The organism is Kitasatospora sp. MAA4 (assembly GCF_029893355.1).
In the GTDB taxonomy this organism is placed as follows: domain Bacteria; phylum Actinomycetota; class Actinomycetes; order Streptomycetales; family Streptomycetaceae; genus Kitasatospora.
On the sequence record NZ_JARZAI010000025.1, the window covers coordinates 60,074 to 85,185 of the forward strand.

Below are 25,112 nucleotides of genomic sequence, written 5' to 3' on the forward strand. Positions count from 1 at the left end.
CTTCTCCATCCGTACCTATCTTGGGAGTTGTTCTATGAGCCAGACCACGCAGGTCCGGACCCCCCGTCCGCGCCGCTACCTGATGTGCCGCCCGACCTACTTCGACGTGACGTACTCGATCAACCCCTGGATGGACCCCGCCAAGCCGGTGGACTCCGGCCTCGCGGTCGCCCAGTGGGAGAGACTCCGGGCGCTGTACCAGGAGTTGGGCTACCAGATCGACCTGATCGACCCGCTGCCCGGCCTGCCCGACATGGTGTACGCGGCGAACGGCGCGACGGTGGTGGACGGCAAGGTGCTCGGCGCCCGGTTCCGCAACCCGGAGCGCGCCGCCGAAGGCCCCGCCTACCTGGAGTGGTTCCGCGAGCAGGGCTACCAGGTGACGCACGACCCGATCCACGTGAACGAGGGCGAGGGTGACTTCCTCACCACCGCGAGCTGGCTGCTGGCCGGCAAGGGCTTCCGCAGCGTTCCCGACGGACACGCCGAGGCCCAGGAGCTGTTCGGGCGCCCGGTGGTCGGGCTGGAGCTGGTGGACCCGCGCTTCTACCACCTCGACACGGCGCTGACCGTGCTGGACGGCGACGAGATCATGTACTACCCGGAGGCGTTCTCGCCGGGCAGCCAGGCCGTTCTGCGCCGGCTCTTCCCCGACGCGATCCTGGTGGCCGAGGAGGACGCCGAGGTGTTCGGGCTCAACGCGGTCAGCGACGGCTTCCACGTGGTGCTGCCCGAGGCCGCCACCGGTGTGATGGAGCAGCTGCGCGAGCGCGGCTTCCAGCCGATCGGGATGGACCTGTCCGAACTGCTCAAGGGCGGCGGCAGCGTGAAGTGCTGCACCCTCGAAATCCGCGACCGCGCCTGAGTGTTGACCCGCACCACCTGACCAGCTCGACCCGTGAACCCGTGTACCGACCGCGAGGCCTGATGTCCACAACGCTCCGGCGAGACCATGCACCAGGACATGGATCGCTCACCCCGCTCACCCCGCTCACCCTCGGCACCGCCCCGCTTCCGGCGGGGCTCGCCGTGCCCAGCGGCGGCCCGCACCTCTGGCAGTTGTGGGCCTCCGAGCACCGCGCGTCGATCGCCGACGGGTACCGGACGCTCGACGCCGCCGAGCGCGCCCGGTACGCCGCGTACCGCAAGACCGCGGACCGGGAGCTCTACGCCAGCGCCCACATCGGCCTGCGGCGGCTGCTCAGCGGGTACCTCGGCACGGACCCGGCAGCCGTCGTCTTCGGCCGGGAGCCCTGCCCGCTCTGCGCCGGACCGCACGGCCGGCCCGCCGTGCCCGGCGCCGACCTGCACTTCTCGCTCGCGCACAGCGGCGACCTCGTGCTCTTCGCCTTCGCCGCGACTCCGGTGGGGGTCGACGTCGAGCGTCTGATCGAGGTCGAGGTGGCCGACGAGATCAGCACCGCCCTGCACCCGCGCGAGCGCCTCGAACTGGCCGCGCTCGCGGACGCCGAGCGGCCCGCGGCCTTCGGCCGGTGCTGGTGCCGCAAGGAGGCCTACCTCAAGGGCACCGGCACGGGACTGGCCGTCCCGGCCGCCGAGGACTACGTCGGAGCCGGACCCTGGCCGGCCTACCTGCCCGGGTGGACGCTGACGGACATCACCGCACCGCCCGGCTACGCGGCGGCCGTCGCCGTCGCCACGTAGGACCGTCGCAGCGCAGCGCCGTCGCCACGTAACGCCGTCGCCACGTAACGCCGTTGCCGCGGCATAGAGCCGGGGGATATCGGGCGTGGATCCCGTGCGTATCCCTTTCCTCTTTCCTTGACCCAGGAGGCTTCTGCCACCCGTCCATGTACTTCCGCCCAGCTGAAACAGGAGCACCGCATGCGTGTGCGGCCGAGTGACGACATCTGCCGGACCGGCGCCGCAGCGACCTGTGCGCAGACCGAGGCCGAGGCCCGTGCCGCCTTCCTGTCGCGCGCCAGCGGCGCCGAGCTGGACGCCGCGGAACTGCTCGACCGCGTCGTGGCGGCGCCGGCCCCCCGCACCGGGCCGCTCGGGCCGCTCGGGCTGCTCGGGCCGCTCGGCTCGCTGGGCGAGGGCGGGCTCGCCCAGTTCCCGCTCCGGGCCTGCCAGGCCACCGTGGCCGACCCCGACCTTCCCGCCGGGGCGCCGACCGCCGCGGTGACCGGCTACGGAGGCGACCGCGACGCGGCCCGCCTGGCGGCGGCGCTCGCGGGTCTCGCCGCGTACGGGACGCTCGCCGCCGACCGCAGCCGGCCGGCGCAGGCCGAGGGCGAGCCCACCGTGTGGGGGATGGACCTGGTCACCGGGGCCCTGCGCCGGGTGCCCGCCCGGGAGGCCTTCCCGGCCCCGGACCGTCGGACGCCGTACCGGGCGCCGATCGGAGCGGCAGCCGGACTGACCTGGGTGGACGCGCTGGAGTCCGCGCTGGCCCAGCACGTCGAAGCGCTGCTCGCGCGGCGGCTCGCCGACCCCGGGACCCGGGTGCCCCGCCTCGACCTGCGGGCCTGCGACGCCGACGACCGCGGCGCCCAGGTCCTGGGGATGCTGCACTCGGCGGGCGAGATGGCCGCCCATGACCTGTCCGGGCTGCTCTCCGTCCCCGCCTGCGCGATCCGGATCGGCCCGCACACGGTCATCGCGACGGGTGCCACCCCCGCCGGGGCCGTCCACACCGCCACCGAGCGGGCGCTGGCCGCCTGGCAGTCCCACACCGCGCTGCCCATCGCGAAGATCACACCGGAGCAGGAGTCCCCGGCGGTCGCGCACCAGGATCCGGCCGACCCGGTCCGCTGGGCGCACCCCCACGAAGCGCTGCGGGGTCAGGGCAGGACACCGGTCGCGGTCCTGCTCGACCATGATCCGCGGGTCGTGCGGATCATGCCGTATCTGGTGCAGGTGGTGCTGATCGACGAATAGGGACGTCTCCAAATCTCCACCACCTTCTCTTCACCCAGCTCGCAGGCCATGTCACAATCGGTTTTCGGTCGCCAAGATGTCGAACAGTGCAGCTGTCTGCGGGCGCCACAACCGGGGCGAAGAGAAAGCAGGGGGCATGAGCGCGGAGATCCGGTTCAGCGTGCTCGGAGCCGTGCGCGTCTATCGGGGCGAGACCGTGCTCCCCACCAGGTCTCCACAGCAGCAGGCGCTGCTCGCCGCGCTGCTGCTGCGCTCCGGCCGGGCGGCGTCCGCCCATGACCTGATCGCCGCGATCTGGGGTGTCGACGCACCGGACTCCGCCCTCGCGAGCCTTCGGACCTACGCGTGGCGGCTGCGCCAGACCATGGAGGAGGACCGCGCCGCTCCCAAGATCCTGGTGTCGCTGCGCGACGGCTACCAACTGCTGGTCCCGCCGCTCTCCGTGGACGTGCACCTCGCCGAGCAGCTGGCCGCCGATGCCGGACGGGCCCGCGCGGCGGGCCAGGACGACGAGTGCGGCCGGCTGCTGACCGAGGCCGTCAACCTCTGGCAGGGCGAACCGCTGGCCGGGGTGCCGGGGCCGTTCGCCGAGCAGCAGCGCTCCCGGCTCACCGAGATGCGTCTCGGGCTGCTGGAGGAGCGCTTCGAGCACGACCTGCGGCGCGGGCGGCACGTGTACGTCATCCCGGACCTCACCGCGTTCACCCAGGAGTACCCGCTTCAGGAGCGGCCCTACGGCTTCCTGATGCGGGCGCTGTACGCCTCGGGCCGGCAGGCCGACGCGCTCGCGGTGTTCACCCGGGCCCGCCACGTGCTGGCCGAGGAGCTGGGCGTCGATCCCGGCCCGGAGCTGACCACGCTGCACGAACGGGTGCTGGCCGGCGACCCGCTGCTGTCCGTCCCGACGCAGCCGCGCGACACCGGTTCGGCGCGGCCGAGCGCTGCGAGCGAGCTCGAGCCGGCTGCTCCCGCCGCCCCGCCCGCTGCTCCTAGACCGGCCCAACTCCCTGCGGACACCGCTGACTTCACGGGCCGGGCGAGCGCCGTGGAGCGACTCTGCGAGGCGCTCACCAGCCCCGGGCGCACCTCACTGCCGGTGGCGTCGGTCACCGGCATGGGCGGAATCGGCAAGACCACGCTGGCCCTGCGGGTCGCCCACCAGGCCAAGCAGGAGTTCTCCGACGGTCAGCTCTACGCCGACCTGCGCGGCAACGGACTGGACCCGGCCGACCCCGGCACCGTGCTGGGCAGCCTGCTCACCGCGCTGGGCGTCCAGGGGCATGCCCTCCCCACCATGACGGAGGACCGCGCACGGCTCTTCCGCTCGATGCTCGACGGCCGCCGCATCCTGCTCCTGCTGGACAACGCCAGGGATCCCGCGCAGGTCAGACCCCTGCTGCCGGGATCCGCCGACTGCGCGGTGATCATCACCAGCCGGGCCAGACTCGTCGGGCTGACCACCTCCGTCCGGGCCGACCTGGACGTCTTCGCCACCGACGAGGCGATCGCCCTGCTCACCGCGATCGTCGGCGAGGCGCGGGTCGCCGAGGAGCCCGAGGCAGCGGTCGAGCTGGTCACCGCCTGCGGGCACCTGCCGCTCGCGGTGCGGATCGTGGCCGCCCGGCTCTCCGCCCGGCCGCAGTGGCGCGTCGAGACCATGACCGGCCGGCTGGCCGACGAACGCCGTCGCATCGGCGAGCTGCGCGCCGGCGACCTGGCGGTGGCCGCCGCGTTCGAACTCGGCTACCACCAGCTGACCGAGGAGCAGGCCCGCGCGTTCCGGCTGCTCGCCCCGGTGACCCAGCCGAGCATCGGGCTGGTCGCCGCGGCGGCGGCGCTCGACCTCAGCGAGGACGACGCCGAGGACCTGCTCGAATCGCTGGTCGACGCCGCCATGCTGGAAGCCCCGATGCCCGGCCGGTACCGGTACCACAACCTGGTCAGGGCCTTCGCGCTCCAGCTCGGCGGGGACGTCGCGGCCGGCACCCGGGCGCTGGGGCGGTTCCTGGACTTCCTGCTGGCCGGCGGGTGTTCGGCCTTCCAGCACATGGTGCCGGGCGATCCGGCCGGCGCCTTCCTCACCGTCAGCCCCGTTCCCGGCCCGCGCCTGATCGACCTGGCCGACGCACGCGCCTGGGTGACCGCGGAGTTCGACTGCGTCGCCAACGCGGTGATGCTGGCCGCCAGGACCCCGATGGCCGGCGACTCCCGGATGCTGCGCGCGGCCACCGACCTGCTCATCGCGCTCAGCCCCTTCGGCAAGGACATCCCGTACGGGCAACTCGCGGCGGCCGCCCGGACGGTGGCCGAGGCGGCGGCGCTGCGCGGCGACGACCACGCGGAGGGGCGGGCCCGCTTCGTCTGCGGCAACGCCGCGCTGCAGAACACCCGGCTGGCGGAGGCCGAGACGCAGTCCAGGCTGGCGGCGCAGGCGTCCCAGCGGGCCGGCGACACCGTCATCCTGCGGCAGACCCTCAACGACCGCGGTCTGATCGCGCAGTTCCAGCACCGCCACGAGGACGCGGTCCGCTACTACGACCAGGCGATCGTGCTGGCCAGGGAGTTGGGCCAGCGGTCCGGTGAGCTGGCGACCATGCTGAACGCCGCGCAGGCCAGGCTCAGGAGCGGGCGCGCCGAAGAGGCGCTGAAGGTCTGCGAGGAGGCGCTCGCGGCACTGCGCGAGATCACCAGCCAGCACGGCATCGCGTACGCGCTCTATGTGCAGGGCCTGGCCCTGCACCAGCTGGATCGCCACGCGGAGGCCCTCACGAGCTATCGGCAGTGCCTGAACATCTGCGCGGCCGCGAACATCCGGGGCCAGGAGGCGCAGGCTCGGATCCGTCTGGCGGAGACACTGCGGGTCATCGGCGAGGCCGATGAGGCACTGGAACAGGCCGGGCTGGCGCTGGTCCTGTGCGAGGAGTTGGGCGCCGAACGGGACCAGGGGTACTCCCTGCTCGCTCTGGGGCGCGCGCTGTCGGATCTGGGCCGCCACGAGGCGGCACTGGGCCGGGCCCGCCAGTCGTACGCGGTCTTCACCCGGCTCGGGCTTCCCGACGCCGCACAGGCGAAGGAACTGATGGCGGTTCTGGAGCCGGCCGAAGAGACCGAGGCCGGCTGAGCCTCGTCTCAGCCGCCCGTGCTGTTCCACTCGTCGAGGCCCTGGGTGCCGCCGCTCGTCTGAGCCGGCGGGAGCACCGTGCCGGACGCCAGCGCACTCACGGTCGTACCGGTCGGCCGGGCCTCGACCTCGGCCGCTGCCACGGTGATGACGCCGGCCAGCGCGGCGGCGCATCCGACGGCGGCCACGGCGGCGGCGGTGCGGACGATCAGGGACTGGAGGGAGAGCTTCATGGGGAGACGCCGTTTCACTCGGTGGGCTCTGTTGAGTGAGACTCTTGCAACCGTCGATCTACGCTCGATAGACAGCCGATCAGTCCGTAGTGGGGCAGTGCGGAAAGCCCAGGCCAGAGAGTCTCTGACCTGGGCTTTTCGCTGCGTGCTACTGCTGGGCTCGGGAGAGGAGCACCCAGAGCGTGACAACCTCCACGCAGGCCAACGCCCACAGGGCGATCTGGGACGGACCGTGGCTGCGGCCCGCGAACGCGCCGGTCGCCAGGATGACGACGGAGAGCAGGGTGAGGTAGGCGGCGTTGCGTTGTGTCATATCTGGTGCGAGGTGGCGATTACCGGGCGCATTGCAGCCCTGTCCGCACCCCGTCCCCCCCTTTGGAATCGGATTGAGTGGTGCCCGGGAAATCGATGCGCGCGGCTGTCCGGCACCCCCGTCCCCCGCATCCCCCGCAGCGTCTCCCGACAGGGTTTCCGCTGCTCAGAACAGGGTGCACCGCCCGGTCGCAGCGCGTCAACCCCGGATCGGCGGACTGTGAAATGGTCCATGAACTGCGTCGGGCGAGGGATTTCCGAAGCCTGTTTTAGATATTTCGACAATGCCGCCGGAATCCCGCCGTCAGGCGTGCGGCTCGGCGTGCAGGGTGCCGGTCAGGACGGTGGTGGCGCGGCCGGTGATGACCACGCGCTCGGGGTGGACGGTGGCGTGGACGAGTCCGGTACGCGCGGAGGCCTGTAGGCCGGTGAGGCTGTCGGTGGCCAGGCGGGCGCCCCAGAAGGGGGCCAGCACGGTGAAGGCGCTGCCGGTGACCGGGTCTTCGGGGATGCCGGCGGCGGGGTCGAAGACCCGGCAGACGAACTGGTGGGGTGCGCCGGGGTCGGCGCCGCGCGCGGTGACGATCGCGCCTCGGGGGGCGGTGCGGGCGATCGCGGGGAGGTCGGGGCGCAGCTCGCGTACGGTCCGCTCGTCCGCCAGCTCCACCAGGAGGTCGCCCAGCGTGCCGGTGTCGTGGACCGAGACGGGGTCGGCCCCGAGCGCCGCGGCGAGGCCGTCGGGCGGCGGGATCTCGGTGAGGCGCGGGCGGGGCAGGTCCAGGCCGATGGTGCCGTCGGGGCGCGCGTCGGCGAGCAGCAGGCCGCTGCGGGAGGAGAACCGGATCGTGCCGGCGGCGGCGGCGCCGGTGGAGCCGAGCAGGTGCGCGGCGGCCAGGGTGGCGTGTCCGCACAGGCCGACCTCGCGCAGCGGGCTGAACCAGCGCAGCGCCCAGTCGGCCGCGACCGGGTCGTCGGCGCGGCGCACGAAGACCGTCTCGGAGAGGTTCAGCTCGGCGGCGACCTGCTGCATCCAGCTCTCGTCGGGCCACCGGTCCCCGGGGACCAGGCAGACGGCGGCCGGGTTGCCGGTGAAGGGCCGGTCGGCAAAGGCGTCGATGATCTGCAGCTGCATGCGGCGAGCCTAGGGGCGGAGGGAAGCAGGCGGGCACCGGTGCGAGGGTACGATCGGGGGTGAACATCCAGGATTCGGCCATCGGTTCCTCCTGATCAAGACCCCCGAACCCGATCGACCACGAGGGAACGCATGTCCGGCTCGCACTACTTCACCAGTGATCCCGACGCCGTCAGCGAGCGCCGCGAGATCACCGTGACCCTGCCCGACATCTCCCTCGAACTGACCACTGACGCCGGTGTCTTCTCGCGCGGCAAGCTGGACCCGGGGACCAGGGTCCTGCTGGAGCACGCGCCGCCGCCGCGGGTGCGCGGGCCGATCCTGGACCTCGGGTGCGGGTACGGCCCGATCGCGCTGACCTGGGCCTCGCGCCGCAAGCGCAGCGCGGTGTGGGGCGTCGACGTGAACAGCCGCGCGCTGGACCTGCTCACCCTGAACGCGCAGAACCTGAAGCTCGGCAACGTGCAGGCGGCGCTGCCCGACGACGTTCCGCAGGACCTGGTCTTCGGCTCGATCTACTCGAACCCGCCGATCCGGGTCGGCAAGGCCGTGATGCACGAGATGATGCACCGCTGGCTCGGGCGCCTGGCGCCGGAGGGCTCGGCCTTCCTGGTCGTGCAGCGCAACCTGGGCGCCGACTCCTTCATGAAGTGGCTGAACGACCAGGGCTACCCGACCACGCGTTTCACGTCGGTCAACGGGTTCCGCATTCTTGAAGCACATCCCCGTCCCGACGGCGCGGGGTCAGACACTGGACGAGGTACATCGTGAAGCAGCTCCGCGGGACCGACCTGAAGCGCCAGCACCGGGTGTGGCGCCGGGCGAACGACTTCCGGCTCGCCATCATCATGGAGAACCTCCAGTCGCCGTTCAACGTGGGGTCGATCGTCCGTACGGCGGCCGCGATGGGGGTGGAGCAGCTCTACCTGACCGGTGACACCCCCTCGATCAGGTCCTCCGGCGCGCAGAAGGCCGCGATGGGCACCGACCGGTACCTCAAGGCGCAGCACTTCGAGACGATCGCCGAGGCGGTCGCCAAGGCCCGGGCCGACGGCTACCGGATCGTGGGGCTGGAGCTGGCGGACGACGCGGTGCCGCTGTTCGGCGCCGAACTGACCCCGGCAGCCTGCCTGATGGTCGGTCACGAGGACCGCGGCATCACGCCCGAGGGCCTGGCGCTCTGCGATGTCGTCGCGTTCGTCCCGCAGTTGGGCCGGGTCGGCTCGCTGAACGTCTCCTCGGCGACGGCGGTCGGCTGCTACGAGGCCCGTCGGCAGGGCTACGCGATCACGGGCCTGCCGGACGGCGTGGACGCCGGAGAGCTGGACGGCGACCTGGGGTTCGACGACGTCGAATAGGTCCGGTATAGAGCGCAGATGATCTTGCGTGGCACACTGCCGCCATGGATGCTAAGAGCGGGATTCTGGCCGACCGGATTGCACTTGTCACAGGCGCGAGCAGCGGTATCGGCGCCGCCGCCGCACGGGTCTTCGCCAAGGAGGGCGCGACGGTCGTCCTGATCGCGCGCCGGGAGGCCGAGTTGGCCGCCCTGGTCGAGGAGATCGAGGCCGCCGGCGGTCAAGCAGCCTACCTGGTAGGCGATGTGTCGAAGCCTCAGGACGCCGCCCGGGCGGTCGACTTCACCGTCGAGCGCTTCGGGCGCCTGGACGCCGCCTTCAACAACGCGGGGATCGGCGGCGACCAGACCCCGATGCACCTGATGGGCGACGACGTCTACGACGCCATCATGGACACCAACGTGCGCGGGGTGTGGAACTGTCTGCGCCACGAGATCCGGGCGATGCTGGAGACCGGGACCGGCGGCGCCATCGTCAACAACGCCAGTGTGGGCGGGCTGGTGGCGATACCGGCGGCCGCGCCGTACATCGCCTCCAAGCACGCGGTGGTCGGGCTGACCCGGGCGGCCGCCGCCGAGTACGCCCGCCAGGGCATCCGCGTCAACGCGGTGGCGCCCGGGACGACGCGCAGCGAGATCACCGTCGACTGGTTCGCGCGCAACCCCGGGCTCGAGGAGATGGTCCACGGGATGACCCCGCAGGGGCGCACCGCCGCGCCCGAGGAGATCGCCGAGGCGGCCGCCTGGCTGTGCAGCGACCGGTCCTCGTTCGTCACCGGGGTCGCGATGCCGGTGGACGGCGGCTTCTGCAACCAGTGACGTCCTCGGCGGGCCGCCATGCGCGCGGGAGCTGCACGGGTCTTCCACCAGTGGTCTGCATCCGACGCGGGAGTGGCAACTACTATGGCCCAAGCGGCGAGGACCATCCGTCTGAGCTGCTCCGACGCGGAGCGGAAGGAGCGAGCGGATGACCGACACGGCCGAGCCGTCGGCACTCTCGGAGAAGATCGACGCGCTGTTCCGGACCGTCCGCCGCCCCAACCGCGAGCAGTACAGCCACGAGGAGGTGGCGAAGGCCTGTCGCGAGGTCACCGGCGAGAGCTTCTCCGCCACCTACCTCTGGCAGCTGCGCACCGGCCGCCGCAACAATCCGACCAAGCGTCACCTCGAAGCCCTGGCCCAGTTCTTCCAGGTGCCGCCGGCCTACTTCTTCGACGAGGAGCAGGGCGGCGAAATCGCCAAGGAGATCGCCCTGTTGGGCGCGCTGCGGGACGCTGGGGTGCGCAGCCTGGCGCTGCGGGCGATCAACCTCTCGCCCGAGGGGCTGGACACCGTGAGCGACCTCATCGACTCCATCGCGCGCCGGGAGGCCTCTCGCGAGGCCTCCCGCGAATCCTCGAAGGGCCGCCGCGAGGAGTCCTAGCGCACTGCGCTCAGACCCCTGCGGCCAGGCCCAGTTCGGCCTCGCCGAGCTCGGCGAAGTGCCGCTCGACCTCGGCGGGGGAGACCTCGGCGAGGGTGGCCGGGGACCAGCGCGGGTTGCGGTCCTTGTCGACGACCTGGGCCCGGACGCCCTCGACCAGGTCGGGCGATTCCAGGCCCGCCCAGGAGACCCGGTACTCCTGGTCCAGCACGGCCTCCAGCGAGGGCAGCCGGCGCGCCCGGCGCAGCGCGGCCAGCGTGACCTTCAGCGCGGTCGGCGACTTCGCGAGGATCTGCTCGGCCGCCTCCTTCGCCTGCGGCAGCCCGCAGTCCAGCAGCCGCTCCAGGATCTCCTCGACGGTGTCGGCGGCGTAGCAGTGGTCGATCCACTCGCGCTCGGCGGCGATCGCGGACTCGGACGGTTCGACCGGCACAGCGAACTCGCCGACGGCGTCGGCCGGTTCGACGGACGCCAGGGCCCGGGTGAAGGCCGCCAGCCGGTCCGAGGGCACCAGGTGGTCGGCGAAGCCGCAGTACACCGCGTCCGCGCCGGTCAGCCGTCCGGCGGTGAGCGCGAGGTGGGTGCCGAGCTCGCCGGGAGCAAGCGCCAGCAGCCGGCTGCCGCCGACGTCCGGCACGAACCCGATGGCGGTCTCCGGCATCCCCAGCGCGGTGCGCTCGGTGACGACCCGCACCGAGCCGTGCGCCGAGACGCCGACCCCGCCGCCCAGCACCAGCCCGTCCATCACGGCGACGTACGGCTTGGGGTAGCGGGCGATCCGGTGGTTGAGCAGGTACTCGTCGCGGAAGAAGGCGCGCGCGCCGGCGCCGCCGAGCTTGGCGTCGTCGTGGAAGAACCGGATGTCCCCGCCCGCACACAGTCCGCGCTCACCGGCACCGGTGACCACCACGGCGGCCACCTCCTGGTCCACCGCCCAGTCGGCCAGCACGGCGTCCAGCCGGCGGACCATGGCGTGGTCGAGCGCGTTGATCGCGCGCGGCCGGTTGAGGGTGAGGCGGCCCACCCGCCCGTCCTTGCGGGCCAGGACGGAGTCGTCGGGCTGCGTGCTCATCGGGTGCTCCTCGCGGGTTGGGCCGTGCCGCTGCCACGGTAACCGTCAGCGGCGCGCCGGGCCGAATCGAGTACAGGAGCCGGATTCTGGGTGAGACTGCACTCATGCTGGGGCTACCGGACCACATCCACGCGTACCTCTTCGATCTCGACGGGGTGCTGACGCAGACCGCCAAAGTCCATGCCGCCGCCTGGAAGTCGATGTTCGACGGCTTCCTGCGCGAGGAAGCGCGGCGCACCGACGAGGAGTTCGTCCCCTTCGACCCGGTCGAGGACTACGACCGCTACGTCGACGGCAAGCCGCGCCTGGACGGCACCCGCTCCTTCCTCGCCGCGCGGGAGATCGAGCTGCCCGAGGGCAGCGCCGCCGACCCGCCCGGCACCCGCAGCGTCTACGGGCTGAGCACCGCCAAGAACGACACCGTGCTGCGGCTGATCCGCGAGCAGGGCGTCCAGCCGTACCCGGGCTCGGTGGAGTACCTGCACCGGCTGCGGGTGCTGGGCCTGCCGCGCGCGGTGGTCTCCTCCAGCGCCAACTGCCGGGACGTGCTGCGCGCGGCCGGCATCGACGGGCTGTTCGACGTGGTGATCGACGGCGAGACGGCCCGCCGGGAGGGGCTGCCCGGCAAGCCGGCGCCGGACACCTACCTGGCCGCCGCCCGGGCGCTGAAGACCGAGCCGAAGCACGCGGCCGTCTTCGAGGACGCCCTCGCGGGGGTGGCCTCCGGCCGGGCCGGCGGCTTCGGCGCGGTGGTCGGCGTCAACCGGACCGGACAGGCCGCCGCGCTGCTGGCCAACGGCGCCGACCTGGTGGTGGACGACCTGTCCGACCTGATCGAGGGGGAGGCCGAATGACCAGCCAGGAGGGATTCGCCGTCGATCCCTGGGGGTTGACCGAGCACCGGGTCGACACGCTCGGCCTGGCCCGGGCCGAGTCGCTCTTCGCGCTCTCCAACGGGCACATCGGCCTGCGCGCCAACCTGGACGAGGGGGAGCCGCACGGCCTGCCGGGGACGTACCTGAACGGCGTCTTCGAGCTGCGCCCGCTGCCCTACCCGGAGGGCGGCTACGGCTTCCCGGAGTCCAGCCAGAGCGTCATCAACGTCACCAACGGCAAGATCATCCGCCTCCTGGTGGACGACGAGCCCTTCGACCTGCGCTACGGCGACGCGCGCGACCACCGCCGCTCGCTGGACTTCCGCGAGGGCGTGCTGCGCCGCGAGGCCGAGTGGACCTCACCGGCCGGGCGGACCGTCAAGGTCCGCTCCAAGCGACTGGTCTCGCTCACCCAGCGGGCGATCGCGGCGATCGAGTACGAGGTCGAGGCGGTCGACGACACGGTCCGCATCGTGCTCCAGTCCGAGCTGGTCGCCAACGAGCAACTCCCGGGCTCGGACGGCGATCCGCGCGCCTCGGCGGTGCTCGAGGCGCCGCTCATCGCGGAGAGCCACCACGCCGCCGGCACCACCGCCTCGCTGGTGCACCGCACCCGGTACAGCGAGTTGCGGGTGGCGGCGGGTATGGACCACCTGATCGAGGGCCCGGCGGGCGTCAGCGTCACCGCCGAGAGTCGCGACGACCAGGCCCGGATCAGCGTGACCACCGTGCTGCACCCCGGCGAGACGTTGCGGCTGGTCAAGTTCATCTCCTACGGCTGGTCGGCGACCCGCTCGCTGCCGGCCGTCCAGGACCAGGTGGAGGCCGCGCTGACCGCCGCCCGGTACTCCGGCTGGGAGGGCCTGGTGGACGAGCAGAAGGCGTACCTGGTCGCCTTCTGGGACACCTGCGACATCGAGATCGACGGCGACGTCGAACTCCAGCAGGCCATCCGCTTCGCCCAGTTCCACGTCCTGCAGTCGGCAGCCCGCAGCGAGGAACGCGCCATCCCCGCCAAGGGGTTGACCGGCCCGGGCTACGACGGGCACAGCTTCTGGGACACCGAGGCCTTCGTGCTGCCGGTGCTCACCTACGCGCTGCCTGCCGCGGTCGCCCAGGCGCTGCGCTGGCGCCACAGCACGCTTCCGCTGGCCCGCGAGCGAGCGGCCCAACTCGGTCTGGCCGGAGCGGTGTTCCCCTGGCGGACGATCCGCGGCGAGGAGTGCTCCGGCTACTGGCCGGCCGGTACCGCGGCCTTCCACATCGGCGCCGACATCGCGGCCGCGGTCGCCCGCTACATCCGCGCCACCAGCGACGTCGAGTTCGAACGGTCCTACGGGGTGGAGCTGTTGGTCGAAACAGCGCGGATGTGGCGCTCGCTGGGCCACCACGACTCGGTCGGCCGGTTCCGGATCGAGGGCGTCACCGGACCGGACGAGTACAGCGCGGTGGCCGACAACAACGTCTACACCAACCTGATGGCGCAGACGAACCTGCGCGAGGCTGCCGAGGCCGCCACCCGGCACCCGCTGGTCGCCGCCGCGCTCGGCGTGGACACCGAGGAGACCGCGGCCTGGCGCGACGCGGCGTCCGCGATGTACATCCCGTACGACGCCAAGCTCGGCGTGCACCCGCAGGCGGACGGCTTCACCGACCACCAGCTCTGGGACTTCGAGGCCACCCCGCCCGAGAAGTACCCGCTGCTGCTGCACTACCCGTACTTCGACCTGTACCGCAAGCAGGTGGTCAAGCAGGCGGACCTGGTGCTGGCGATGCAGTGGCGCGGCGACGCGTTCAGTCACGAGCAGAAGGTCCGCAACTTCTCCTACTACGAGCGGCTGACGGTCCGGGACTCCTCGCTCTCGGCCTGCACCCAGGCGGTGATAGCGGCCGAGGTGGGCCAGTTGGACCTCGCGTACGACTACACCGCCGAGGCCGCCATGATGGATCTGCACGACCTGGGCGGCAACACCCGCGACGGCCTGCACATGGCCTCGCTGGCCGGCTCCTGCCTCGCCCTGGTCGGGGGATTCGGCGGCCTGCGCGACCACGGCGACGTCCTCGCCTTCCAACCCCGGCTGCCCGCCGGGCTGGTGCGCCTCGCCTTCTCGATGAAGGTCCGTCATCAGCAGCTGCTGCGCGTCGAGATCACCCACCAGTCGACCACCTACACGCTGCGCGAGGGCACCCGGCTGCGCCTGTCGCACGACGGCGAGGACCTGACGGTCGCCGTCGGCAAGCCGGTGCAGCGCCCCACCGCCACGCCCGTGGCGGGCGAGCGTCCGAGCCAGCCGCCCGGCCGCGAGCCGGCCCGCCGCCACGCGCAGACCGGTCCGGCCACCGGCTCGGTGATCGGCGGGGCCGCGGACCATCTGACGGCCGAATAGCCCGCTTTTCTCAACGGCGTGTCCGACTTGCCTGGTCAGGCAAGTTTGGGCACGCCGTTGTTGCGTCCGGGTGACCGCGAAGTGACGGTCAGTCGGTTCACAACCCCCTCCAGGTAACGGGCGGATGGAGATCCGACTCAGCTCTTGTTGACCGGGGCATGCCTCACTAGCCTCATCGCAAGCCGGTCGAACCCGACCCAGGGAAGGCCTGGCGCACAGCACTGGCACGCCCCGGCACGTGGACCACGCATGTCCATGTGGCGGTCCCCCACACCCTTTTCCGCCCCCGGTTCACCCCAGACCAAAGGGAGCAGTCCGTTGCGCGTCACCCCGTCCTCCCCCACCACCCGCCGCATCGCCACCGCCCTGGTGGGCTCGGCCTCACTGGCGCTCTCCGCCCTCGCGGTGGCCGCCCCGGCCGGTGCGGCCGCGCCGCAGACCGATCGTCACAACGGCACGTCCTGGGTGCACTCCTGCGACGCCCCGACCGCCGGTCTGATGGCCTGTAACGCACTGCGGGTCACCAGCGTCGCCGAGCACGCCAACGCGCTGACGCCGAACGCGACGCCGTCCGGCTTCGGCCCGAGCGACCTGCTCAGCGCGTACAACCTCCCGGCGAACGGCGGCGCGGGCCAGACCGTGGCCATCGTGGACGCGTACAACGACCCCAACGCCGAGTCCGACCTGGCCGTCTACCGCGCCCAGTACGGCCTGCCGGCCTGCACCACCGCCAACGGCTGCTTCAAGAAGGTCAGCCAGACCGGCAGCACCACCAGCCTGCCGGCCAGCAACTCCGGCTGGGCGGGCGAGATATCGCTCGACGTCGACATGGTCTCGGCGATCGCCCCGAACGCGCACATCATCCTGGTCGAGGCGAAGACCGCGAGCACCGCCAACCTGGGCACCTCGGTCAACGAGGCCGTGAAGCTCGGCGCCAAGTTCGTCTCCAACAGCTACGGCGGCAGCGAGTCCTCCTCGGACCCGAGCTACGACACCTCGTACTACAACCACCCGGGCGTGGCGATCACCGCCAGCTCCGGTGACGGCGGCTACGGCGTGGAGTACCCGGCGGCCTCCCGGTACGTCACCGCCGTCGGCGGCACCGCGCTGACCCGCAACTCCAGCGCCCGTGGCTGGACCGAGTCGGTGTGGTCGACCAGCAGCACCGAGGGCGCCGGCTCCGGCTGCTCGGTGTACGACGCCAAGCCCACCTGGCAGAAGGACACCGGCTGCTCCAAGCGCACCGTCGCGGACGTGTCGGCCGTCGCCGACCCGGCCACCGGTGTCGCGGTCTACCAGACCTACGGCGGCTCGGGCTGGAACGTCTACGGCGGCACCAGCGTCGCCTCGCCGATCATCGCCTCGGTCTACGCCGACGCGGGCACCCCGTCCGCGGCCATCCCGGCCGCCGACCTCTACGCCCACACCAGCTCGCTGAACGACGTCACCACCGGCTCCACCACCACCTGCTCGCCCGCCTACCTCTGCACCGCCGAGGTCGGCTACGACGGCCCGACGGGCCTCGGCACCCCGAACGGCCTGGCCGCCTTCACCGGCTGACCGTGCGCCTGTGACGCTGCCCCGCACCCGGCCAGGGGTGCGGGGCAGCGTCGTCAGTTCCTCTCTCCGGCCGACCGCATCGCGGGCGGGAACAGCTCTGCGATGAGCTGTGCGCGTCGCCGTCCGGTCCCCAAGTCGTAGACGGAGAACGGGAGTCCGGCCGCCCGCACGACCGGCCCGACGGAGTGCAGCGGGCAGCGCATCTCGTGCACGGTGAGGAGACTGTAGCCACTGGCGTCCAGCAGCAGCAGGGCACCGCCGGACCCGTCCTCCCCGGCCCGGGAGGCGAGGACCCACACCGCCTCGCGGGGCTCCAAGGAGCTGTCGCGGTGGCCGCGGTCGGAGTGGCCGAGCACATGCAGCCGGCTTCCGTCCCAGCTCAGCGACCTGTTGCTGACGGACTTGGCCGAGGGCAGACCGCCCGGCTGCCGGGACTGCGGCTTCGGCAGCCCGTGTGCACCGCTGTCCTCGTCGAAGTCCAGCGGCACCCGGGAGAGCCCCCGCGCCTTCGCGATCTCCTGCGCCAACTCCGCGCTGCGGGCCGCCCGCACCACCTGACCGGGCCACGCCCGCCACACCAGCTGCTCGGCCAACCGAGGCAGCGGCGCACACCAGAACAGCCCAACGGCCAACCCCGCACTCGCATCGACAAACGCGAGCACCCCGCCCACAGCCAGCCCGACACTGCCCCACCGCCCGACCACGCGATGCCACTCACGCAACCGCAGCGCATCCGGCAGCCCCTCCTCGGGCACCCGCAACAGGTGCAGGCCGGCGGCTAGGCCGAAGCAGACGATCACGGAGACCACCCGCAGCCCACTACCAGCAGGCCCGGGCGCGCGCACAGCCAGCACCAGCCCCGCCCCGGCGACCACCGCCCGCGCTATCCGCATCCGGTACCGGGCGAGGACCCGCCAGGGCCCTCTCATCAGCGCTGCTGTCATCGTCGCCCCCGAAGTCGTCCCCCGACGATACGGGAGGTACAGGGACGGCAACAGCACTCAGACGCTGCCGAACGCGTCGACGGCCTCCGCCGACTCCGGAAGGCATTCGTGCACGCGCTCGCCGGCCTGGTCCAGCAGACCCGGGAGATCATGCCGGACCACTGGTGGCACCGGTACCGCGAGCAGTTGGCCGCCTGGATCCGCGCGGCAGCCGAGAAGTTGTTGACCTACGTGCAGCCGGGGCGCACCCCGACGCTGCGCCAGTACCTGGCGATCCGCCCGGCCGACGGCGGGATGCTGCTGGCCGCGATGTGGTGCGAGATCGCCGAGCAGTGCGTCACACCCGACTGGAACACGCCGCTCGTGCAGGGCCTGCTGCACTCGTTCAGCGCGTGCGGGTACCTCGCGAACGATCTCGCCGCCGGCCCTGACGAGACCTTCACCGCAGTCGCCGCACTGGTCCGAACTGCCGACCTCTCGCCCCGAGATGCCCGGCAGCGCGCGCAGTCGCTGCTGAGCGCGGAGGAGCAGCGCTTCTGGTGGGCGCACACCGCACTGCGCGACTCCGACGAATCGCGGCCTCACCACCGAACCGGGCTGCTCCGAGCCACTACCCGGTTCGCCCTGCACCTCGACCGGTTCCGGCTCGCCCTGCACGAGTGGACCGGCGCCAGCTCCCGCTACGCGTCGGCAGGTGATCAATCCCCAGGACCGACGTGATCATGCCGACTTCTGCTGCCAGCGCCTGCCCGCGTTGCGCCGCGCCTACCGACGGGAGGCGATGAAGAGCGGCAGCAACTCCGTCAGCGAGGCGATCACCGTGACCCCGGCGTCCGCCTCCGAACGCCCCCCGCTGCGGTTGAGCCAGATCCCCGTCAGGCCGGCGTCCCGCGCGCCCTGCGCGTCGACGTCGTGCCGGTCGCCGACGTACGCGACCTGCTCCGGCGGCAGCCCCAACTCCCCACACGCGGCGTGGAAGATGGACGCGGCGGGCTTGGCCTCGCCGTGTTCCTCCGAGCAGATCAGCGGCCCGTCGGAGAAGAAGTCGGCCAGGCCGATCTCCTGCATCTTGGGCCGCTGGTTCGCCTCGCTGGCGTTGGAGATCAGCCCGAGCCGCAGCCCGTGCGCGGCCAGCGCCTCCAGCGTCGGCGCGGCGTCCGGGAACGGCTGCCATGATGCGCGGTAGTGCCGCCGGTAGCTCTCGAACCACTCGGCCGCCGCCGTGTCGTCCAGCAGCTCGCCGCCCGGATGTACGGCGGCGACGAAGGCCCGGGCGCGGGCCAGTTGCTGTCCCCGGAACGTCAACTCCCCGTCCAGGAACCGCTGGTACGAGGCTGCCATCAGCTCGCTCCAGAGCTGCGCCGCCTCACCCGCCGAGGCCAGCGCACCGAGCCCGCCCTCCTCGCTCACCTGGGCGACGATGGCCGCCCGTTCGGCCCCGGTGTAGTCGAAGAGCGTGTCATCGATGTCGAAGAGAACGGCCCGGACGTGTCTCATGGCTCCCCCAGTGGACGAAGACGAAGTGGATCTCCTGCAACTCTAGGGTCAACTTCTCCGAGCCGTAGGGGGCTTCACGGAGCTGTCCGCCGGCGAGGAGAGTCGGTAGGCCGCGTACAGCAGCACCGCGGTGAGCGCGTCCTTCAGCGCACCGCCCAGGGCGGCTGCCACCTGGACCAGGACAGCGTGGGGCGGCGCCGGAAAGGTTCCCAGCGTGGTGGTCTGCCAGTACTGCAGGCCGCTGGACGCGACGGAGCCGATCAGCACCACGGGCAGTACGCGCAGGACGGTGGACCAGCCACCGTGGGACAGCCGGAAGGCCCGGCGGAAGCCCCGTCCCTCCAGCAGGATCGCCATCGGCAGCAGTGCCGCGGCGAACAGCAGGTACACGGAACCCAGAAGAACCGCCTTCATCATGGGCGAGAAGGCGATATCGACATAGGCGTTGACGTCGATATCGCAGAGCAGCCTCAGCAGGCCGAAGACATCCAGTGCCACCAGCCAGCCCGCCAGTCGCCAGACCCGCCGCAGGTCAGGTCGCAGCGCCGACAGGATCCCGTGGCCGCCGTCCAGGATCCGCAGCACCGCGGACCAGCTCCAGGCAGCCGTGAGGCCGTTGGCGGCCAGCAGGAACAGGTCGCCCGCCATCCGCAGGCCGGAGCCGTCGAGCGCCACGCTCAGCCTCAGCTCGGCCACCACGGCGCCCGCGAACAGCACCTGCACCGCCAGCAGCTGCCACCAGCAGGCTGCCAGCTTTCCCCGTATGAGCGCCCACCAGGTGTTCCCGGCCCGCTCGGTCGATTCGATCACCGAGGGACCATAGCCTGTCACCTGCGCTTTTTGCATGGCCTTTAGGTAGACGCAGATTCAGTCCCGCGGCCTGCCGTCCCACCGCCAGGTCTCCAGACGCTCCCGCCCCGGAAGCGTCCCGCGCCCGGTGGCCCAGAGCAGCGTGGCCCAAGGGTCGCTCCCCTGCGGGGCGTCGGGGAACAGCCGTCGCAGCACCCGCGCGCACAGGTCGGCGGGCGGCGCCCAGGCGAAGCCCAGGCCGCCGGCGATGTCGTGGCCGTGGGCCAGCACCTCCACCACGCCCATGGCGGCGAAGCCCTCGGGGTCCGCGACGCCGAAGATGTGGTGCGCCCGAACGTCCGGTGACGAGGTACGCACGATCGCGGTCAGGAAGGCGCGGCAGGTGTCCAGAACCTGGATCAGCCCGGCCTGCCCGCCCTTCGGGTCGGCGAAGATCGTGCCGGGCGGGCCGCCGACCCGCCGGGCCTGGTACGCGATCGGCACGTGGGTGTCCAACGGCGGCCGCTTCGGGGCGAGTTGGCCCGCGTAGGCGAACAGGTCGTCGCAGATGTGCTCGACGGCCTCCCAGCAGTCCCAGTCCGAGCCGTCCGCCGGGACGTGCCAGTCCTGCGGGAGGGCGGCGGTCAGCGTGTCGATGAGGGCGTCGACGGCGAGATCCACGTCGTCGGCGGTGACCGGTCCTACCGGTGATGAGGTGATCATCCGGCTGAAACTAGCGGGTCAGCCGTGGCCGCGCACCGGCATTTTGCCTCTGAGGCACTTTTCTTGCCTCATGGGCAACGCGGGTGTCCACTGAAGCCATGACCACGAGCCACCCGGACCCCGCCCCCGACGAAGCGAGTGGCCCGGACACCGCCGAGGTGCCCGGCCTCGGCGCCCGGCTGCGCGAGCAGCGGCAGGCGAACCGGCTCACCCTGGAAGCCGCGGCCGCCCGCGTCGGACTCTCGCCAGCCTATCTCTCCCGGCTGGAGACCGGCAGGAGGCAGCCGTCCCTGCCCGTCCTGCTCGGCCTGGCCCGCGCGTACGGCGGCACCGTCGCCGGACTGCTCGGCGAGCAGCCCGGCGAGCCCGATCCGGTGGTCCGGGGCGGCGCGATCGAACCGGGCCGGGCCGGCGGCTGGGGCTACCGCCGCGCGGGCGTGCCGGGGCGGGCGATGCAGGCCCTGCGCGTGCACGTGCCGCCCGGCGTCCAGGACGAGGTGGTCCGGGTCCACCCAGGAGAGGAATGGCTCTACGTCCTCCAGGGGCGGCTGCGGCTCACCCTGGGCGACACCGTCCACCTGCTCGAACCGGGCGACAGCGCGCAGTTCGACTCGCTCACCCCGCACTGCATTGCCGCCGACACCGCCGGCGCCCACGCGGGCGTCGAACTGCTCTTCATGCACACCCTCCTCCAGACCCCGGGCAGCAACCTCTGCCTGGGCTCGTGAACCGGGAAGGACCCGCGATGTCCGCTCACCCCGTACACCCGCCGACGTACGCCCCGACCACCGACGCCGGCAAGCGCACCGACCACCGGGTGCTGATCCGCGTCCTCATCTACATGGCCGCCGCCCACCTCTTCGGCGGCTTCCTCTACCTGCTCTTCTTCCTCGGCGCGCACACCCACCACTGACTCACTTACTCACCGCCCAACAGCCCGCCCAGCACCTCCAACCCCCTCCCGAACGCCCGATCCGGCGGCGTGCCGAAGCCGATCACCAGCGACGGCGGCAGCGCGTCCGGCCCGTCCGGCGCGGTGAGCGGATGGCGGAACGAGTCCAGCGCCTCCAGCCCGAGCCCGCGCCGGTACGCCCGCTCGACCAGCACCTCCTCCGCCGGAAGGCCGCCCGGAAGGCCGTCCGGCAGCCGCAGGACGGCGTGCAGCCCGGCGGAGATCCCGGTCACCCGGACCTCCGGCGCACGCTCGGCGAGCAGCGCGGCCACCCGGTCGCGGCGCCGCCGGTAGTGCAGCCGGGCCCGGCGCACCTGGCGGTCGTAACCGCCGGAGCGGATCAACTCGGCGAGCGCCAGCTGCTCCAGGACCCCCGACTGCCCGTCGGCGGCCGCCTTCCGCGCCCGCATCGGCTCGACGAGCGCGACCGGCAGAGCGAGCCAACCGAGCCGCAGGCCGGGGGCCAGGCTCTTGCTGGCGGAGCCGGCGTACACCACCCGCTCCGGGTCGAGCGCCTGCATCGCGCCGACCGCCTGCCGGTCGTAGCGGAACTCGCCGTCGTAGTCGTCCTCGATCACCAGGCCGCCGGTCTCCCGGGCCCAGTCGACGGCGGCGGCCCGGCGGGCGGGGTGCAGCAGTGCGCCGGTGGGGAACTGGTGGGCAGGGGTGAGCAGGACGGCCCCGGCCCCGCTGCGCGCCAGCAGGTCGGTGCGCGCGCCGTCCTCGTCCACCGGGAGCGGCACGGTGGCCGGCCCGGCGGCGGTGATCACCGCGCGGTGCGGCGCGAGCCCGTACGCCTCGACGGCCAGCGGCCGCCCGCCTCGGGCGCTCCCGTCGCGCGCGTGCAGCTCGGCGCTGAGCAGGCTCAGGCCCTGGGCGTAGCCGGAGGTGAGCAGCAGCCGCTCGGGGTCGGTCCGCACGCCGCGGACCCGGCCCAGGTAGTCGGCCAGCGCCTGGCGCAGCTCGATCCGGCCGCGCGGGTCGGAGTAGCCGAGCGCGTCGCGCGGGGCCGACGCCAGGGCGCGGCGGGTGGCGGCGAGCCACTCCGCGTGCGGGAAGAGGTCGAGGTCGGGGCGGCCGGCCCGCAGGTCGTAGCGCAGCGCCGCGTCGGGCGAACGCGGCGCCGGCGCGCTGCCGCCGCGGCGCACCGCGCGGTCCGCCACCGTCGTCCCGCTGCCCTGACGGGAGGTCAGCCACCCTTCGGCGGCGAGCTGGGCGTACGCCTCGGCGACCGTGTTGCGCGCGATCCCGAGGTCGGCCGCGAGCACCCGGGAGGACGGCAGCCGGGTGCCCGGCGCCAGGCTCGCGCCGGCCGCGGCCTCGCGTAGCGCGTCCTCCAGGGCGGCCCGCAGGCCGAGGCCGCGGGCCCGTCGTTCGGAGAGGTCGAGGTGCAGGTCCTGACCCCAAGTGGCCCAAGAATTCATACTGGAAATGAACCACGAGGGCGGTCCACTTACTCCCTAGGGTTGGCGTCATGACCAAGACCGAAGAACTCGGGACCGTGCCCGCCCCCAAGCTGCGACTGCCGCTTCCGCAGATCGTCCCGGACGTCTACCGCGCCATGGTCGGGCTGAACAAGGCGGCCGAGGCCGGCTTCGACCCGGTGCTCGCCGAGCTGGTGAAGATCCACGCCTCGATGATCAACGGCTGCGCCTTCTGCATCGACATGCACAGCACGGACGCGCTCAAGGGTGGCGAGTCCCAGCACCGGATCTTCGCACTCCCGGCCTGGCGCGAGACGCCGTTCTTCACGGCAAAGGAACAGGCCGCGCTGGCCCTGACCGAGGCGGTCACCCTGGTCACCCAGGGCCATGTTCCGGACGCGGTCTACGAGGAGGCGGCCCGCCACTTCGAGCAGGAGGAGCTCGCGCAGCTCATCTCCCTGATCGTCACCATCAACGCCTGGAACCGCTTCGCCATCACCACCCGGATGAGCCCGGCTCCGCGGGCCGCCGAATGAGCCAGCGCGACAGGGCCCTCGCCTTCGCCCAACTCCACGTAGCCGGGCAGCCGTTGGTACTTGCCAACGTCTGGGACCCGGGCACCGCCCGGGTGGTGGCGAGCGCCGGGGCCGCTGCCCTGGCCACCACCAGCGCCGGCGTCTCCTGGGCGCTCGGCGCGCCGGACGGCGAGGGCCTGGGCCGCGAGCGCACCGTCGAGCTGACCGCCAAGGTGGCCGCCGCCGTCGACCTGCCGGTCACCGCGGACCTGGAGGGCGGCTACGGCGCCACGCCGGACGAGGTGGCACTGACCGTCGAGCAGATCCTCGGCGCGGGCGCGGTCGGGATCAACCTGGAGGACGGCCTGCACGGCGGCGACCCGCTCTACCGGGACGGCACGACGCTGCGCACCGCCGAGGACGCGGCGGCCAGGATCGCCGCCGCCCGCGCGGCCGCCGACGCCGCCGGCATCCCGCTCTTCATCAACGCCCGCACCGACGTCTACCTGCGCCAGGTCGGCGACCCGGACGGCTGGTTGGGGCAGACGCTGGCCCGCGCCGCCGCCTACGCCGAGGCCGGCGCGGACGGCATCTTCGTCCCGCTGGCCCGGCCCCAGGACATCGCGGCGCTCGCCGCCGGCCTCCCGCTGCCGCTGAACGTCATGGTCGGCCCGGGCGCACCGAGCGTCCCGGAGCTGGCCGCGCTCGGCGTCGCCAGGGTCAGCGTCGGAGCGGGCCTCGCACTCGCGGCCTTCGACACGGTCCGACGCGCGGCCGCCGAACTGTTCGGCGCCGGCACGTACCACTCCCTCACCGGCGCCCTGACCTACCCGGAACTGAACACCCTGCTCGCCTGAACCATCGAAGGACGTGTGCCCCGTGGCCACCCTGAGCACCCTGGACTTCCTCACCCGGCTGGCCGTGGGGGTCGGCTGCGGTGCGCTGATCGGCGTCGAACGCCAGTGGCGGGCACGGATGGCGGGCCTGCGCACCAACGCACTGGTCGCCGCCGGGGCCACGCTCTTCGTCCTCTACAGCGAAGCCGTCCTCGACCCCGGTAGCACCACCCGGGTCGCCTCCTACGTGGTCTCCGGCATCGGCTTCCTCGGCGGCGGCGTCATCCTGCGCGACGGCGCCAGCGTGCGCGGGCTCAACACCGCCGCCACGCTGTGGTGTTCGGCCGCCGTCGGCGTGATGGCGGCGTCCGGGCACCTGCTCTTCGCGTTCCTCGGCACGGTGGGCGTCCTGGTGGTCCACCTGGTGCTGCGCCCGGCGGGCCGCCTGATCGACCGGGTACCGCAGGACGACCCGGACATCGAGGGCGTCCGGGCCAGCATCCACCTGCTCTGCGACCGCAAGGCCGAACCCCAGGTCAGAGCCGTCCTGTTGCAGGCCATGGGCACCTCAGGCCTCACCCCCACCGGCCTACGCGCCCGCCGCGAGGACGAACACACCACCAGGATCCGCGCCACCGTCGCCATCACCGGCGACCCGACCCGCGCCCTGGAACAGCTGATCACCCGCCTCTCCCTGGAGCCCGGCATCCGCGACCTCCACTGGCACCTCACCGAAGAACGCCAGGAACCGGAGGCCGAGGCCCTGGCATAGCCGGGAACGACAGTGGGACCAGACCCGAACGGGCCTGGTCCCACTGGTCGTTCAGGGGTGGCGGGTAGATGTCACCGCGTCCCGGTCTACGGGGTGGTGTCCGCGGCGCCCTTGACTGTCAGCCCGGGGTCCGGTGCGGCGAAGAAGGACCCGTACAGGGCCAGGTCGGCGACGACGTCGGCGGTGCCGGCGAAGTTGGAGATGCCGATCAGGCCGTTGGTGCCGACCGGGACGGTGACCAGGTTCGCCACGGTCTGGCCCCCTGGCTGGCCTCCCAGGCCGAC

27 protein-coding genes are annotated in these 25,112 nt (G+C 72.6%); 17 read left to right on the plus strand and 10 right to left on the minus strand.

The features are described 5' to 3' along the window. Window positions 1-34: 34 nt before the first annotated feature. The 4 genes from ddaH (at window position 35) to P3T37_RS28255 (ending at window position 6,025) form a co-directional block, all read left to right on the plus strand. Window positions 35-865, plus strand: a complete 831-nt coding sequence (ddaH, locus tag P3T37_RS28240) for a dimethylargininase (protein WP_280726732.1) — start codon at window positions 35-37, stop codon at window positions 863-865. Window positions 866-927: 62 nt separating this feature from the next. Further along, window positions 928-1,665: a 4'-phosphopantetheinyl transferase superfamily protein gene (locus P3T37_RS28245; protein WP_280726733.1), complete on the plus strand. Its 738-nt coding sequence runs from the start codon at window positions 928-930 to the stop codon at window positions 1,663-1,665. A gap of 180 nt (window positions 1,666-1,845) precedes the next feature. Further along, on the plus strand, window positions 1,846-2,904 hold the full coding sequence (locus tag P3T37_RS28250; RefSeq protein ID WP_280726734.1) for a hypothetical protein: 1,059 nt from the start codon (window positions 1,846-1,848) through the stop codon (window positions 2,902-2,904). A 136-nt stretch (window positions 2,905-3,040) separates the two neighbouring features. Further along, entirely contained in the window at window positions 3,041-6,025 is a 2,985-nt protein-coding gene (locus P3T37_RS28255; protein WP_280726735.1) for a BTAD domain-containing putative transcriptional regulator, read from the plus strand. A gap of 8 nt (window positions 6,026-6,033) precedes the next feature. Here P3T37_RS28255 and P3T37_RS28260 read toward each other — a convergent pair whose 3' ends face one another. The 3 genes from P3T37_RS28260 to P3T37_RS28270 form a co-directional block, all read right to left on the minus strand. Next, window positions 6,034-6,258 (minus strand): hypothetical protein, encoded by a 225-nt coding sequence (locus tag P3T37_RS28260; protein WP_280726736.1) that lies wholly within the window; start codon window positions 6,256-6,258, stop codon window positions 6,034-6,036. Window positions 6,259-6,406: 148 nt separating this feature from the next. Further along, window positions 6,407-6,571 carry a hypothetical protein gene (locus P3T37_RS28265; protein ID WP_280726737.1) on the minus strand — a complete coding sequence of 55 codons (165 nt, stop codon included), beginning with the start codon at window positions 6,569-6,571 and terminating at the stop codon, window positions 6,407-6,409. A gap of 303 nt (window positions 6,572-6,874) precedes the next feature. Next, window positions 6,875-7,702: a PhzF family phenazine biosynthesis protein gene (locus tag P3T37_RS28270; RefSeq protein WP_280726738.1), complete on the minus strand. Its 828-nt coding sequence runs from the start codon at window positions 7,700-7,702 to the stop codon at window positions 6,875-6,877. A 132-nt stretch (window positions 7,703-7,834) separates the two neighbouring features. Between P3T37_RS28270 and P3T37_RS28275 the strand changes: the two genes are divergently transcribed. The 4 genes from P3T37_RS28275 to P3T37_RS28290 all read left to right on the plus strand — a co-directional run bounded on the left by P3T37_RS28275 (window position 7,835) and on the right by P3T37_RS28290 (window position 10,482). Further along, complete coding sequence (locus P3T37_RS28275; RefSeq protein ID WP_280726739.1) at window positions 7,835-8,473, plus strand: methyltransferase; 639 nt, start codon at window positions 7,835-7,837, stop codon at window positions 8,471-8,473. Continuing rightward, window positions 8,470-9,060 carry a TrmH family RNA methyltransferase gene (locus P3T37_RS28280; RefSeq protein ID WP_280726740.1) on the plus strand — a complete coding sequence of 197 codons (591 nt, stop codon included), beginning with the start codon at window positions 8,470-8,472 and terminating at the stop codon, window positions 9,058-9,060. Before P3T37_RS28275 ends, P3T37_RS28280 begins: the two co-directional genes overlap by 4 nt. Window positions 9,061-9,104: 44 nt before the next feature. Further along, window positions 9,105-9,878, plus strand: a complete 774-nt coding sequence (locus P3T37_RS28285; RefSeq protein ID WP_280726741.1) for a glucose 1-dehydrogenase — start codon at window positions 9,105-9,107, stop codon at window positions 9,876-9,878. 148 nt (window positions 9,879-10,026) lie between these two features. Beyond that, window positions 10,027-10,482, plus strand: a complete 456-nt coding sequence (locus P3T37_RS28290; protein ID WP_280726742.1) for a helix-turn-helix domain-containing protein — start codon at window positions 10,027-10,029, stop codon at window positions 10,480-10,482. Between the two features lie 10 nt (window positions 10,483-10,492). Here P3T37_RS28290 and P3T37_RS28295 read toward each other — a convergent pair whose 3' ends face one another. Next, a complete protein-coding gene (locus tag P3T37_RS28295; protein ID WP_280726743.1) occupies window positions 10,493-11,554 on the minus strand; it encodes an enoyl-CoA hydratase/isomerase family protein in 1,062 nt (353 codons plus the stop codon). Between the two features lie 104 nt (window positions 11,555-11,658). Here P3T37_RS28295 and P3T37_RS28300 point away from each other — a divergent pair, with 104 nt between their 5' ends. The 3 genes from P3T37_RS28300 to P3T37_RS28310 all read left to right on the plus strand — a co-directional run bounded on the left by P3T37_RS28300 (window position 11,659) and on the right by P3T37_RS28310 (window position 16,376). Continuing rightward, window positions 11,659-12,408, plus strand: a complete 750-nt coding sequence (locus P3T37_RS28300; protein WP_280726744.1) for a beta-phosphoglucomutase family hydrolase — start codon at window positions 11,659-11,661, stop codon at window positions 12,406-12,408. Next, the gene (locus P3T37_RS28305; RefSeq protein ID WP_280726745.1) at window positions 12,405-14,816 is read left to right on the plus strand and encodes a glycosyl hydrolase family 65 protein; all 2,412 of its coding nucleotides are present in this window, start codon (window positions 12,405-12,407) and stop codon (window positions 14,814-14,816) included. The genes P3T37_RS28300 and P3T37_RS28305 overlap by 4 nt, the downstream gene beginning before the upstream one ends. Before the next feature lie 318 nt (window positions 14,817-15,134). Then, a complete protein-coding gene (locus P3T37_RS28310) occupies window positions 15,135-16,376 on the plus strand; it encodes a S53 family peptidase (RefSeq protein WP_280726746.1) in 1,242 nt (413 codons plus the stop codon). A gap of 53 nt (window positions 16,377-16,429) precedes the next feature. On the opposite strand, the gene P3T37_RS28315 is transcribed toward P3T37_RS28310, so the two are convergent. Then, window positions 16,430-17,305, minus strand: coding sequence for a hypothetical protein (locus P3T37_RS28315; RefSeq protein WP_280726747.1), 876 nt, complete (start codon window positions 17,303-17,305; stop codon window positions 16,430-16,432). Window positions 17,306-17,347: 42 nt separating this feature from the next. Between P3T37_RS28315 and P3T37_RS28320 the strand changes: the two genes are divergently transcribed. Continuing rightward, a complete protein-coding gene (locus P3T37_RS28320; RefSeq protein ID WP_280726785.1) occupies window positions 17,348-18,040 on the plus strand; it encodes a terpene synthase family protein in 693 nt (230 codons plus the stop codon). A 45-nt stretch (window positions 18,041-18,085) separates the two neighbouring features. On the opposite strand, the gene P3T37_RS28325 is transcribed toward P3T37_RS28320, so the two are convergent. From P3T37_RS28325 to P3T37_RS28335, 3 genes are read right to left on the minus strand one after another with little or no spacing between them, the layout of a single operon-like run. After that, window positions 18,086-18,817: an HAD family hydrolase gene (locus P3T37_RS28325; protein WP_280726748.1), complete on the minus strand. Its 732-nt coding sequence runs from the start codon at window positions 18,815-18,817 to the stop codon at window positions 18,086-18,088. A gap of 48 nt (window positions 18,818-18,865) precedes the next feature. Next, on the minus strand, window positions 18,866-19,627 hold the full coding sequence (locus tag P3T37_RS28330; protein WP_280726749.1) for a hypothetical protein: 762 nt from the start codon (window positions 19,625-19,627) through the stop codon (window positions 18,866-18,868). Between the two features lie 57 nt (window positions 19,628-19,684). Further along, window positions 19,685-20,329, minus strand: coding sequence for a hypothetical protein (locus P3T37_RS28335; protein ID WP_280726750.1), 645 nt, complete (start codon window positions 20,327-20,329; stop codon window positions 19,685-19,687). Window positions 20,330-20,427: 98 nt separating this feature from the next. On the opposite strand from P3T37_RS28335, the gene P3T37_RS28340 reads away from it, so the two are divergent. After that, complete coding sequence (locus P3T37_RS28340) at window positions 20,428-21,057, plus strand: XRE family transcriptional regulator (protein WP_280726751.1); 630 nt, start codon at window positions 20,428-20,430, stop codon at window positions 21,055-21,057. A gap of 17 nt (window positions 21,058-21,074) precedes the next feature. After that, window positions 21,075-21,242, plus strand: a complete 168-nt coding sequence (locus P3T37_RS28345) for a DUF6126 family protein (protein WP_280726752.1) — start codon at window positions 21,075-21,077, stop codon at window positions 21,240-21,242. A gap of 5 nt (window positions 21,243-21,247) precedes the next feature. On the opposite strand, the gene P3T37_RS28350 is transcribed toward P3T37_RS28345, so the two are convergent. Then, window positions 21,248-22,705, minus strand: coding sequence for a PLP-dependent aminotransferase family protein (locus P3T37_RS28350; protein WP_280726753.1), 1,458 nt, complete (start codon window positions 22,703-22,705; stop codon window positions 21,248-21,250). Window positions 22,706-22,755: 50 nt separating this feature from the next. On the opposite strand from P3T37_RS28350, the gene P3T37_RS28355 reads away from it, so the two are divergent. From P3T37_RS28355 to P3T37_RS28365, 3 genes are read left to right on the plus strand one after another with little or no spacing between them, the layout of a single operon-like run. Continuing rightward, window positions 22,756-23,241 carry a carboxymuconolactone decarboxylase family protein gene (locus P3T37_RS28355; RefSeq protein ID WP_280726754.1) on the plus strand — a complete coding sequence of 162 codons (486 nt, stop codon included), beginning with the start codon at window positions 22,756-22,758 and terminating at the stop codon, window positions 23,239-23,241. Beyond that, window positions 23,238-24,077, plus strand: a complete 840-nt coding sequence (locus P3T37_RS28360; RefSeq protein WP_280726755.1) for an isocitrate lyase/phosphoenolpyruvate mutase family protein — start codon at window positions 23,238-23,240, stop codon at window positions 24,075-24,077. Before P3T37_RS28355 ends, P3T37_RS28360 begins: the two co-directional genes overlap by 4 nt. A gap of 22 nt (window positions 24,078-24,099) precedes the next feature. After that, entirely contained in the window at window positions 24,100-24,828 is a 729-nt protein-coding gene (locus P3T37_RS28365; protein ID WP_280726756.1) for an MgtC/SapB family protein, read from the plus strand. An 86-nt stretch (window positions 24,829-24,914) separates the two neighbouring features. Here P3T37_RS28365 and P3T37_RS28370 read toward each other — a convergent pair whose 3' ends face one another. Next, window positions 24,915-25,079, minus strand: a complete 165-nt coding sequence (locus P3T37_RS28370; RefSeq protein ID WP_280726757.1) for a hypothetical protein — start codon at window positions 25,077-25,079, stop codon at window positions 24,915-24,917. Window positions 25,080-25,112: the final 33 nt, after the last annotated feature.